Below are 12639 nucleotides of genomic sequence, written 5' to 3'. Positions count from 1 at the left end.
AACTTTTGATCTTCATCCCGAATTTACCGCAATGGTTTTCATTTTTTGTTCATCTGGTATGATCTGTATCCATATATAAATAGTATGACTATTGGATAAACGGCTGATGATTATCAACGCCAAAGGACCTGCAAGTTTTGCAGAGAAATACATTGTACGATCCATTTGGGAAAATAAATTTCCGCCGGGATCGATCTTGCCTGCAGAGCGTGAGTTATCCGAACTGATTGGTGTAACCAGAACCACCTTACGTGAAGTGTTGCAGCGTTTGGCTCGTGATGGCTGGCTGACCATTCAGCATGGTAAACCAACACGGGTTAATAATTTCTGGGAAACATCCGGTCTGAATATTTTGGAAACTATCGCGGATCTTAATCCGGATGGTTTTCCAGAGCTGGTAGACCAATTGCTTTCTGCTCGTACTAATATCAGTACTATTTATTTCCGCGGGGCGTTACGCCATAGCCCTGACGTAGTACTGACAACCCTGTCTCATATCCATGGCATGCCTGATACTGCTGAGGCGTATGCTGAGTTTGATTATAAGTTGCATCATAAGTTGGCGTTTTCATCCGGCAATCCGCTTTATGTATTAATTCTTAATGGTTTTAAAGGCCTTTATAGCCGGGTTGGGCGTTATTATTTCAGCAGTGAAGATGCCCGGGCATTAGCTAAAGCATTTTATTGTCGTTTAGAAGCACTGGCTCAATCTGGGGATTATGCGGAGGTACCATTACTGATGCGTAACTATGGCATTGACTCTGGGAAAATGTGGATGTTGCTGCGAGATGCCATGCCGGCTGATATAGCACAAGACAAATAGATTGTTATTACATAAAAAAACACCGCCTATTAGGCGGTGTTTTAATTTATGCTGACATTTTTTGACTATCACCAGGTCGCTCCGGACAGGATGCTAACCTGACTGCACTACCATCATCATTGACCTGCTCTAGATAAATATCAAATCCCCATAGCCGGTGTAAGTGCTTGAGTACTTCACTATGGCTATCAGCAAGTGGGATACTGTTGGTTGGCACGTATCTGAGAGTCATGGAACGATCGCCGCTAACCTCAACATTGTGCACCTGAATATTGGGTTCTAGATTAGACAGATTATATTGCTGAGATAGCATTTGTCTGATGGCCTTGTAGCCTTGGTCATCATGAATAGCACTGACTTCCAAGTAGTTTTTTTGCTCATCATCTAAAATACCAAATAGCTTGAACTGACGGATGACCGTAGGGGACAGGTATTGGCTAATAAAGCTTTCATCCTTGAAGTTTTGCATCGCAAAATGCAAAGTTTCTAACCAGTCGCTCCCCGCAATGTCTGGGAACCAAGCCTTATCCTCTTCTGTCGGGTTTTCACAGATGCGACGAATATCGACAAACATGTTAAAGCCCAGTGCATAGGGGTTTATCCCTCCATAATATGGACTATTGTATGCTGGCTGTGCGACCACACTGGTGTGATTTTGCAAAAATTCTAACATAAATCTGTCTGTGACTTTCCCTTCATCATACAGGTGATTGAGTATGGTGTAGTGCCAGAAAGTGGCCCAGCCTTCGTTCATCACCTGAGTTTGCTTTTGCGGATAGAAATACTGTCCCATTTTGCGAACAATTCTGACGATTTCTCGTTGCCAAGGCTCCAGTAACGGAGCATGTTTTTCAATAAAATAGAGAATATTTTCCTGAGGTTCTTCCGGGAAACGTTTCTTCTTTTTACTGCGCACCTCTTCTTGCGCTCGAGGAATTGTCCGCCATAAATCATTCACTTGGCTTTGCAGATATTTCTCCCGTTCTTTCTGCCTTAACTGCTCCTCCTTGAATGATATCTCCATTGGCCGTTTATAGCGGTCAACGCCATAATTCATCAGGGCATGACAGGAATCGAGAATATCTTCAACTTGCTGTGCACCATGTAATTCTTCACATTCGGCAATGTAGTTTTTGGCAAATACCAGATAGTCGATTATGGAACTGGCATCGGTCCAGGTTTTAAACAAATAGTTGTTTTTGAAAAAGCTATTATGCCCATAACAGGCATGTGCCATCACCAGTGCCTGCATAGTGATGGTATTTTCTTCCATCAAATAGGCAATACAGGGATCGGAGTTAATTACAATCTCATAGGCTAACCCCATTTGGCCGCGCTTGTAACTTTGTTCTGTTTCGATAAAACGTTTGCCGAATGACCAATGGGTATAACCAATAGGCATACCTATTCCGGCATAAGCATCCATCATTTGCTCGGCTGTGATGACTTCAATTTGGTTGGGATAACTATCCAAGCAGTAATGATCCGCAACCCGTTTAATTTCAGTTTGGTATTGTTCTAGGAGCTCGAAAGTCCAATCTGGACCATCGCTCAGTGCTTGCTGGTTTGTGTTCCCCATACATCCCCCTTCCATCTACACCGCCTGCTTTTTAAACAGTTCCCGGAAAACCGGGTAAATATCCTCAGCCTGACGGATATGTTGGACTGCGATATTGTCAAACTGCTGTTGCAGAGACTCATATTCCCGCCACAGGGTCTGGTGGGCTCGATTGGTTATTTCGATGTAACTGAAATAGCGCACCATGGGCAAAATTTGCTTGGCCAGCAAGTTGCGGCAGTTGGGAGAATCATCTGCCCAGTTATCACCGTCTGATGCTTGGGCGGCGTAGATATTCCATTCATCTGCCGGATAGCGCTTTTGTTGAATTTCATGCATCAGTTTCAGTGCACTAGACACTATGGTGCCCCCAGTTTCCTGAGAGTAGAAAAATTCATGTTCATCAACTTCTTTGGCTTGGGTATGATGGCGAATATACACAACTTCCAAATTTTTATAGGTGCGGGTTAGGAACAGATACAGCAAAATATAAAAACGCTTTGCCATATCTTTGGTAGCCTGATCCATCGATCCTGATACGTCCATCAAACAGAACATCACTGCTTGAGATGAAGGCACTTCGCGCTTAGCGAAATTATTAAATCTCAAGTCAAAGGTGTCGATAAAAGGGACCTTGGCAATTTTATGCTTCAGTTCTTCGATTTCTTGCTTGAGTAACAGAATTTGTTCCGCATTAGCGCCGGGAGTATCTTCCAGCTCATTTAATTGATGCTGTAATTGGTGCAGATTTTTCTTTTTCCCTGCTGTCATCGCAATACGACGAGCTTGAGATGAGCGTAGCGAGCGAACAATATTGATATTGGTCGGGACACCATCGTTGGTGAAACCAGCCCGATAAATCTGGTATTCAACCAGTTTGTTTAAGCGGTTTTTCTGTAGATTAGGTAACTCGAGATCTTCAAACAGCAACTCCAGATATTCATCTTTAGAGATCTGAAATACAAAATCATCCTGGCCTTCTCCGGAATCGGATGCGTCGCCCTGACCACTGCCTTGTCCGCCACCAGAAGGTGGCCTTTCAATTTGATCGCCTTTTGTAAATTGATCATTTCCAGGGTGAATACGTTCTCTGACTCCCCCTTTACCTTGATGGAACATTGGTTCACTGATATCCCGGGTAGGAATTGAAATTTGTTCGCCCTTATCCACATCCGTCACACTGCGGTGAGTTACCGCATCGCTGACGGCTTTTTTGATCTGTTTTTTATAACGATTTAAAAAACGCTGACGATTGACTGTGCTTTTACCTTTTGCATTCAACCGTCGGTCGATAAAATTAGCCATACGCACCTCCCACAGGGTTGACAGGGGGCGCAGGCCCCCTGAGTTCTCGGGTATTACGAGGATTTACGCACTCTCAGATACCATTCTGACAGCAAACGTACCTGCTTCTTGGTGTAGCCTTTTTCCATCATGCGGTTGATAAAATCATCATGCTTACGTTGATCATCCGTTGAGGTTTTGGCATTGAAAGAAATTACCGGCAGTAGATCTTCTGTGTTAGAGAACATCTTTTTCTCAATGACAGTACGCAGCTTCTCATAACTGGTCCACAGGGGGTTTTGACCTTCATTATTAGCCCTAGCCCGCAGAACGAAGTTGACGATTTCATTACGGAAATCTTTTGGATTGCTGATACCTGCGGGCTTTTCAATTTTCTCCAGTTCAGCATTGAGGGCCGCCCGATCAAACAACTGGCCAGTTTCAGGATCCCGGTACTCCTGATCTTGAATCCAGAAATCGGCATAGGTGACATAACGGTCAAAAATATTTTGACCGTACTCTGAATAAGATTCGAGATATGCTGTCTGAATTTCTTTACCGATAAATTCCACATACTTAGGAATAAGATAGCCTTTGAGGAATTCCAGATACCGCTCAGCAGTCTCGCTCGGGAACTGTTCCTGTTCAATTTGACGCTCCAGTACATAGAAAAGATGAACTGGGTTAGCGGCGATTTCAGAGTAATCAAAGTTAAACACGCGAGACAGGATCTTGAACGCAAAACGGGTTGAGAGGCCTTGCATGCCTTCATCTACACCAGCGTAGTCACGATATTCTTGATATGACTTGGCTTTGGGATCGGTATCTTTCAAGCTTTCGCCATCATAAACTCGCATTTTGGAATAGATAGAGGAGTTTTCTGGTATTTTGATACGGGACAAGACACTGAACTGTGCCAAAGTCTCTAAGGTGCCGGGTGCACAGGGAGCCATAGAGAGCTCAGAGCTTTGCAGCAGTTTTTGGTAGATTTGCAGCTCTTCTGAAATCCTTAAGCAATAAGGGACTTTGACGATATATACCCGATCGAGAAAGGCCTCATTGTTTTTATTGTTACGGAAGCTAGACCATTCGGATTCATTGGAGTGTGCCAGAATAATACCGTTATAGGGCAGGGCCGACAGTCCTTCTGTGCCGTTATAGTTCCCCTCCTGAGTTGCTGTCAGTAATGGGTGTAGCACCTTGATTGGCGCTTTGAACATTTCCACAAATTCCATCAGTCCCTGATTGGCACGACACAGTGCACCTGAGTATGCGTAGGCATCAGCATCGTCTTGGGCATAATGTTCAAGCTGACGAATGTCCACTTTACCCACCAAAGAGGAAATATCTTGGTTGTTATCATCACCGGGTTCAGTCTTGGCAATCGCTAGCTGATCTAACACGGAAGGATAGACTTTAACGACTTTAAATCGACTGATATCACCACCGAATTCATGCAGACGTTTGACTGCCCAAGGCGACATAATCGTTTTCAGGTACCGGTTAGGGATCTGGTACTCGTTTTCTAGTAACTTGCCGTCCTCTTCAACATCAAAGAGACAAAATGGATGATCATTTACTGGGCTACGGACACCATCTGCACTGAGAATATAAACTGGCACTTTTTGCATTAATGCTTTTAGTTTTTCTGCCAATGAAGATTTACCACCACCCACGGGTCCTAACAAATAAAGAATTTGTTTAGATTCTTCCAGTCCTTGAGCTGAGTGTTTCAGATAAGAAACGATCTGTTCAATGGCATCTTCCATACCATAGAAATCAGCAAATGCCGGATAGCGGGAAATCAAACGATTGGAGAAAATACGGCTGAGCACAGGATCTTTGGACGTGTCTATGACCTCGGGCTCACCAATGGCCATCAATAAGCGCTCGGCTGCTGAGACATAGGCACTGCGATCCTGTTTACAAATGTCTAAAAATTCCTGCAGTGTGTATTCTTCATCGAGCTTCTGTTCATAACGCTGTTGGTAATGTTCAAATATGCTCATGTTACCTCCCTGAAACACCGGTCATTTGGTTGTGATAGTCAGATTAAAGTTTGACCACCTGAAATTAAGCATAGCGCTAAGACGCGCGTATTTGCAAAAAAAATCAGTAAAAACAATGACAAATAGTTGCAAAAGCAATAATTGCACTTGTGTTTAGTCAGCTTTATTTATCCAATGAGGTATAACGAAAGTGAGAGTAAGCTCGCTTGAGGGGGAATTTGATTGGGTGGGAAAAGACGCTCATTAGGTGAGAATTGCTATGGGTAAAGAGTGATAAAACAAAAGGGAGCAACTAGGCTCCCTTTAGCTGTCTTTGTAGCATTGTTATGCAGCAAAGTTCTGGTTTACAAATTCCCAGTTGACTAATTGCCAGAAATTAGCCAGATAGTCTGGACGCAGATTACGGTAGTCGATGTAGTAAGCGTGTTCCCACAGATCAACTGTCAGCAGAGGGGTGACAGTGCTGTCTGTCAGCGGTGTTGCTGCGTTACTGGTATTAACAATATCCAGCGTGCCATCAGTTTTTTTCACCAGCCAAGTCCAAGAACTGCCGAAATTATTGACTGCAGCATCATTGAATTTTTCTTTAAAGGTGGCAAAAGAACCAAAACTGCTGTTAATTGCTTCAGCAATAGCGCCAGTTGGTTCGCCACCGGCATTAGGTGCTAAGCAGTGCCAATAAAAAGTGTGGTTCCAAACCTGGGCAGCATTGTTAAAAATACCACCTGCTGATGACTTGACGATATCTTCCAGTGATTTACCTTCGAACTCAGTACCCTGGATTAAACCATTCAATTTTACGACGTAAGTGTTGTGATGCTTGCCGTAATGGTATTCCAGTGTCTCTTGGGAAATATGAGGTTCCAGTGCGTTCATTGCATATGGTAAAGCGGGTAATTCGAAAGCCATTTTGCTTCTCTCCATGGATGTCATTGTCTTTAAACAGACTTGCTCACGCGGATCATTGTACTGATAAATTTTGTGAAGTGAATCATTCTTTATCGCTTCAAACCGATGATGGTTATCGAAAAAATCGTAAAAGACATACCCTTACAAACAGAGGGTTTTCGTTATCATAAGGTCTGAAGTACAATTGAGATCACAAAATTATTTGTGCCTTTGTAGGATTGAAAATGGAAACTGTCGAAAAAATTAAGCAACAAATTTCAGAAAACCCCATCATTCTGTATATGAAGGGCTCTCCAAAACTGCCTAGCTGTGGTTTTTCGTCCCAAGTTGCCCAGATCATGATTAACATGGGTGAGCAGTTTGCTTATGTGGATATTCTGCAACATCCCGATATTCGTGCTGAATTACCAAAATTTGCCAATTGGCCAACCTTCCCACAGCTGTGGGTTGAAGGTGAGTTAATTGGTGGCTGTGATATTCTGACGGAAATGTACCAGCAGGGCGAACTGCAGCCGATGATCAAAGCGGTAGCTGCGAAATATAAAAAAGATGAAGCAGAAGAGCAGGCATAAGCTGCACTTAGCTTGGTGACAATAATGAGAAAAGCCCCCAGTGTTGGGGGCTTTTTGTTAGGGGAATACCCGTTATTCTATAGGCTCTGCTGTAGCAGTTGCTTTTAAATGTGCTGGCGTCGGCGGTAGGATTAAGTTGAGTGTAATAGCCACAATGCCGCACAGGCTAATGCCTTGTAGGCTGAATGAACCAATACCGAAGGCCATGCCGCCGATACCAAATACCAGAGTGACACCAACAATGCATAAGTTACGCGGTTCACCCAAGTCGACTTGATTGCGGATCAGGCTGTTTAATCCTACTGCGGCAATAGAACCGAACAACAAGCACATAATGCCTCCCATGACAGGAACCGGAATAGTTTGCATCAGTGCACCTAGTTTACCGACAAATGCCAGCGTGATAGCGGTGATAGCGGTCCATGTCATGATGGTGGGGTTAAAGTTGCGTGTCAGGCTGACTGCGCCGGTGACTTCGGAATAAGTCGTATTTGGTGGCCCTCCAACGGCCGCAGCCATAATGGTTGCCACACCATCACCGGCTAATGTGCGGTGTAAGCCGGGTTTTTTGAAATAATCTTTCCCGGTGACATTGGAAATAGCCAAAATATCACCGATATGTTCCACCGCTGGTGCGATAGCAACCGGGATCATAAACATGATGGCTTGCCAGTGAAATTCTGGTGCAACAAAATTAGGAATAGCAAGCCAAGGGGCCTGTGTCACTTTATCAAAGTCGATAATGCCGTAAGCTAGACTCAAGCCATACCCGACAATAATCCCGGCCAGAATTGGCATCAGTTTTAATAGTCCTTTTGCCCAGATGGCAACGGCGATAGTCGTGAACAGTGAGGCCAGTGAAATCACAATCGCTGTGTGGTAATCCACTAGAATCGCGGAGCCATCACCGGTTTTACCCAAGGCCATATTGACGGCAGTCGGTGCTAATCCTAAGCCGATAATGATAATGACGGGACCGACGACGACCGGTGGCAGTAAGCGATGGATAAAAGCCGTCCCCCGGATTTTCACTAGGCTGGCTAGAATCAAATACATACAACCTGCTGCAATCAAGCCGCCCATTGTTGCGGGAATGCCCCAAGTTTGTACGCCATACAAAATCGGCGCAATAAAGGCAAAGGATGAAGCTAAGAAGATAGGTACTTGTCGTTTAGTGATGAGTTGAAACAAGAGTGTACCTGCACCGGCGGTAAACAGTGCGACACCGGTATCCAGCCCTGTTATCAGTGGCATTAGCACCAGTGCCCCAAATGCAACAAATAGCATTTGGGCGCCTTGGAGCGGGATCAGTAATTTTTGCATTATTATTCTCTTTTATTAGGGCCAAACCTTTTTATTTTATTTCTATTTTTACAGTTTTTGTGTGTTTTAAATCACAAAAAATACTTTGCATTATGAATGGAGTACTCACTGACTCGCTATAGTGGGCAAGTGTGGTAGACTCAACAATTCCGACCTTTTAGTTTTCCTGAAGATGCGTAATTTTTTTAGAAATTCACTCTTGCTGTGCGTGATCTGGGCGCTGATTTCCCCTTCGGCCTTTGCTGTTGAAGTTTCCCATTTGGATCAGGCCCGTGTTGCTGTATCCAGTCGGGGAGCATCAGAGCGAAATGCCGCATTAGATCAGGCGTTTTCTGATGTTATTGTGAAAAATACGGGTAATCCTGCTGTATTGAGTAACCCCGCGATCATTTCAGCGCTAAAGCAGACTGATGCTTACCTGACCCAGTATGGTTATGATGAAAAAGCTGGGCAGCTCTACGTTAAAGGCCAATTTGATCAGCGTCGTATCACACGGTTATTACGTCAGGCTGAAATCCCGGTTTGGGGAAGACAGCGGCCATTGGTATTGATTTGGCTATCCACTGAAGGCGATGATGGCCAGCGGCATTTACTTAGTGATGGCGCGGGTTCGGGGTTGCGGCAGGATTTTAGATTGGATGCCAGAGCTAAAGGTATGCCGATGATTTTTCCTGTGATGGATCTTGATGATTTGATGTTGGTCGGGGAAGCTGATGTTCGGGGAAATTTCCCTGAAGCTGTATCTGTTGCCTCGCACCGCTATAAAGTTGACTATTTTGTGTTAGCTACAATGTCCCGGACGGATGATGGTCAATTTAGTTACCAGTTAGATTTGTATCCCATGAAGCATGAAGGCAGTTTATGGCAGCCATTGTTTGAAAGTCATTTCACTGCTCCCACAGAAGCTGATGCGGTACATAGTATGGTATCTAGCTTAACGCAATATTTTGTCAGCCAGTATGCTGTCGCCGACACGGGCACAGATGAAGCTGTCAGTTTGACCTTCACCGGAATTGATAGCCAAGCGCAATTAGTGGCATTAGAGCAGTATGTTAAACAGCTCAGCGTCGCAAAATCAGCTGTGATTGCACAAATCCATGGTGATAAGGTGACTTTCTCGCTTGAATTGTTTGGTAATAAGGCAGACCTGAAGCGACAACTGAATTTAGATCCGCGCTTATCCCCAGTGAATGATTTCTCACCGGCTTTACCCGCTTGGCAGCAGTCTGCTGAGGATGTGAATCAGCCACTGGAGTACATGTGGCGTTAATTTTCCGCCAGTAGAGCCGACGACTGTTGGCTGCAGGTTTTTACCTGTCCGGGCGTCCGTGATACACTGACGCCCAATTATCTTGGTTTTAGATATTGAGAAATACCTGAGTGACCCAAAACTCACCGCTGCAATTATCCCTGCCAGTTCATCTGCCAGATGATGAAACGTTTAAAAGTTATTACCCGGCAGCGGGTAATGACCAACTTATCCAGAAATTACAGGCCAGTGCTGCCGGAGAAGGGAAACAAGCCCTTTACCTCTGGGGACAGGCTAAATCGGGTCGTACCCATTTATTACATGCTGCTTGCGCCCATGCCAATGATTTGGAGCGGCGGAGTTTTTATATTCCCTTAGGGATCCATGCCAGTATCTCCCCTGCATTGTTAGAGGGGTTGGAGCAAATGGATTTAGTCTGCATTGATGATGTGGATGCCATTGCGGGTCATCCTGTGTGGGAAGAGGCCATTTTCGACCTGTATAACCGCATGGCTGAACATAAGCATACTGCATTAGTGGTCAGTGCTAGTTCCTCTCCAACAGAGGCCGGGTTTCTGTTGCCAGATTTAGCTTCACGAATGCAATGGGGGTTGATTTACCAATTGCATCCCATGGCCGATGAAGAGAAATTAGCCGCGTTGCAGCGCCGCTCAGCAATGCGCGGGTTGCAATTACCAGAAGATGTTGGCCGTTTCTTACTCAATCGTATGGCCAGAGACTTGCGCACCTTGTTTGATGTACTGGATAAACTCGATAAAGCATCTATGGTGCATCAGCGCAAATTGACTATTCCATTTGTCAAAGAAATGTTGAGACTATAAACAATACAGGCGCCCTTAGGCGCCTGTATTGTTTACAGCGAGTTTACTGTTAACTTGCTAAAACCTGCCTTAGTCAAGTATGAGCTGATGACGATCGCCGCTCAATTGCAGTGGCGGTAAAATCGTGGCTTCAGGTGTACTCAGTCTTGCTGGTGATAAAATCAGATTATCAGCCCAGCTTTTGTCTACCCTCATCGCTAACGGTGCTGGCAGATTTGCAATCACATGACTGCCACCAAGCTCAGGTAATAAGTGATTAATAATCAAGGCTGCTCTAGGTTTGAGCTTTTCATGACCGACTCGGCCTCGCTCCCCCCAACTAACGATAACATTCTGCGCAGCAGCATCGGTTGGCGCATTGGTAATGCCAATATCCCGCTGTACTCCCAATCTATGGCTCATCATACTCTCTTCAAACAGCATGGCGGCATCCTCCCGCTTGGTTGAATAGGCATAAAAATCATTGGCATGGTCAGAAGTAAAAAATTGGCTGACATCCACTGGACTAAATGCCCGTTGGTCATCGGTAGCAGATTGGCCGAGAAAACGTACTTCTGCCAGCGCAGACATTTCTGTACTTAATAGTGGATAACTCTGCTCAAGTCTGTCTGATGCGAACAATTGGGCTTTATGTCGTGCTAGATAGGCATCATAGAGTGTTTTTTCATTTAAATTTGCATGACACGTGCGGGGGAAAAAGTCATTAGCATGGGCTAACTCATGGTAAAGCAGAGACGATAAATCGGTTTGAAGCGCGGTTGTTGGCCGTGATATCCGCTGCTCTGGATCGTAAATACCACTCGCATAACGGTTATCTTTGACATAGCGCCAAGGCATTAAAAAGTGTAATTCTGAGCCAAACTCATTGCGAAAATCCGGCGTTTCGTTAATGGTATCGCGCTGCGTTGGCGTTAACCATAAATCATCCGGGTTGAGATAAATTGCCCCGGTGGCAACCCAGTAAAATGCGGGTTGGATATCATAGCTGATCACAATAGCAGTGACAGATTGTAATAGCTTAATAAAATCCCGGTGCTTATCATGCTGCTGTAAAAAGAGTTTGAAGTTATCCCCCATCCAGTCATGGGATACCAGCACCCTCGCCATAATGTCATCTATATTGGCTTTACGACCACTTTGCCCGATAAGGGGTAATTCCGCCAGAGAACAGTCCCGCAGGGCAAGTTGATTATTATAAATACAGCGTTGTAATGCCTGTGCATAGGGTGATGCTTCAAGATAGGGATGCACCCGCGAAAGTGGCTCTTCAAACAACGCATCTGCTGGTGCCGCCGGCTCATTGGTAATAAGCAAATATGCATCATCTGCTAATTCAGTTCCGATGGCTTTAAGGTGAACCCGCTCATCTTGGCTGACCCAGGGTAGTTGTAATAGTGGTCTGGCCGGATCGCGCAAATCAACTCTGACAGTGGGACCTGATACCTGACACCAAGTCACCGCTTGCGTTTTTTGCTCTGATGGTGCTTCCAATCGTAAGCTGGCATTAGCTCCTTCGCTAAGTTGGTGATCTAAGCGGATATTAAATTGATGGGGCTCCGCAGCGGTAACCTGCACCGTGATTTCAGCCGATAGCGTTTTCAACGTGGTTTGCCCTGGCATGGGGGTGGCCGTCAAGCTGAAGCGGTACTCACCCGGATGCTGGGGTTCAAATGCCAGAATTTGACGTTGCGCTGTAACTAACTCTAGTGGCGCGCCATCGTGTTGCTGCCACTGGAGTAAATAATGGCGACTGTCTGGCAGCATGGCCGTGATACTGGCAGCTCGTCCCTGTATATATTCAGCTTCACGGTAAAACGTGATAGGTCCGGCAGTGGTGACAGCGAGTAGGGCATTGGTTGTGGCGGTGCAGGCAGGGAGCGGGTCACCAAATTGAAAACCCGGGCCGAAGAAACTGCCGTCATCATCACACCCGCTCAGCAGTAATATTGCCAAGAAAGGTATGTACTGACACTTCCTCATGTAGAGATTACTCCATTGTTATAATTATATTTTTATTTGATTGCATTTTTGACTATATCACGGGTAAATATGTCGAAAAAGCGTAAACAA

General features: G+C 45.0%; 10 protein-coding genes. 4 read left to right on the top strand and 6 right to left on the bottom strand.

The window, feature by feature from the left end:
- The first annotated feature begins 106 nt into the window (after positions 1 to 106).
- Positions 107 to 823 (top strand): fatty acid metabolism transcriptional regulator FadR, encoded by a 717-nt coding sequence (gene fadR, locus NFHSH190041_RS11650; protein WP_261922008.1) that lies wholly within the window; start codon positions 107 to 109, stop codon positions 821 to 823.
- A 46-nt stretch (positions 824 to 869) separates the two neighbouring features.
- On the opposite strand, the gene NFHSH190041_RS11645 is transcribed toward fadR, so the two are convergent.
- The 4 genes from NFHSH190041_RS11645 to sodB form a co-directional block, all read right to left on the bottom strand.
- Positions 870 to 2402, bottom strand: coding sequence for a SpoVR family protein (locus tag NFHSH190041_RS11645; protein WP_261922007.1), 1533 nt, complete (start codon positions 2400 to 2402; stop codon positions 870 to 872).
- Between the two features lie 15 nt (positions 2403 to 2417).
- Positions 2418 to 3686: a YeaH/YhbH family protein gene (locus tag NFHSH190041_RS11640; RefSeq protein ID WP_261922006.1), complete on the bottom strand. Its 1269-nt coding sequence runs from the start codon at positions 3684 to 3686 to the stop codon at positions 2418 to 2420.
- Between the two features lie 53 nt (positions 3687 to 3739).
- On the bottom strand, positions 3740 to 5674 hold the full coding sequence (locus tag NFHSH190041_RS11635) for a PrkA family serine protein kinase (RefSeq protein WP_261922005.1): 1935 nt from the start codon (positions 5672 to 5674) through the stop codon (positions 3740 to 3742).
- A gap of 324 nt (positions 5675 to 5998) precedes the next feature.
- Positions 5999 to 6583, bottom strand: coding sequence for a superoxide dismutase [Fe] (sodB, locus tag NFHSH190041_RS11630; protein WP_261922004.1), 585 nt, complete (start codon positions 6581 to 6583; stop codon positions 5999 to 6001).
- Positions 6584 to 6807: 224 nt separating this feature from the next.
- On the opposite strand from sodB, the gene grxD reads away from it, so the two are divergent.
- Positions 6808 to 7155, top strand: a complete 348-nt coding sequence (gene grxD, locus NFHSH190041_RS11625; protein WP_261922003.1) for a Grx4 family monothiol glutaredoxin — start codon at positions 6808 to 6810, stop codon at positions 7153 to 7155.
- Positions 7156 to 7227: 72 nt separating this feature from the next.
- Here the strand turns inward: grxD and NFHSH190041_RS11620 are convergent, their stop codons facing one another.
- The gene (locus NFHSH190041_RS11620; RefSeq protein WP_261922002.1) at positions 7228 to 8478 is read right to left on the bottom strand and encodes a uracil-xanthine permease family protein; all 1251 of its coding nucleotides are present in this window, start codon (positions 8476 to 8478) and stop codon (positions 7228 to 7230) included.
- 208 nt (positions 8479 to 8686) lie between these two features.
- On the opposite strand from NFHSH190041_RS11620, the gene NFHSH190041_RS11615 reads away from it, so the two are divergent.
- Both NFHSH190041_RS11615 and hda read left to right on the top strand, forming a co-directional pair.
- Positions 8687 to 9748 carry a DUF2066 domain-containing protein gene (locus NFHSH190041_RS11615; RefSeq protein WP_261925106.1) on the top strand — a complete coding sequence of 354 codons (1062 nt, stop codon included), beginning with the start codon at positions 8687 to 8689 and terminating at the stop codon, positions 9746 to 9748.
- Positions 9749 to 9858: 110 nt separating this feature from the next.
- Positions 9859 to 10569, top strand: a complete 711-nt coding sequence (hda, locus tag NFHSH190041_RS11610) for a DnaA inactivator Hda (protein ID WP_261922001.1) — start codon at positions 9859 to 9861, stop codon at positions 10567 to 10569.
- A 69-nt stretch (positions 10570 to 10638) separates the two neighbouring features.
- On the opposite strand, the gene NFHSH190041_RS11605 is transcribed toward hda, so the two are convergent.
- Positions 10639 to 12549 (bottom strand): hypothetical protein, encoded by a 1911-nt coding sequence (locus NFHSH190041_RS11605; RefSeq protein WP_261922000.1) that lies wholly within the window; start codon positions 12547 to 12549, stop codon positions 10639 to 10641.
- Between the last annotated feature and the right edge of the window lie 90 nt (positions 12550 to 12639).

The organism is Shewanella sp. NFH-SH190041 (genome assembly GCF_024363255.1).
Taxonomy (GTDB): Bacteria; Pseudomonadota; Gammaproteobacteria; order Enterobacterales; family Shewanellaceae; genus Shewanella.
Note: the sequence above shows the minus strand (reverse complement) of the source record. Positions and strands in the feature narration are given on the sequence as shown.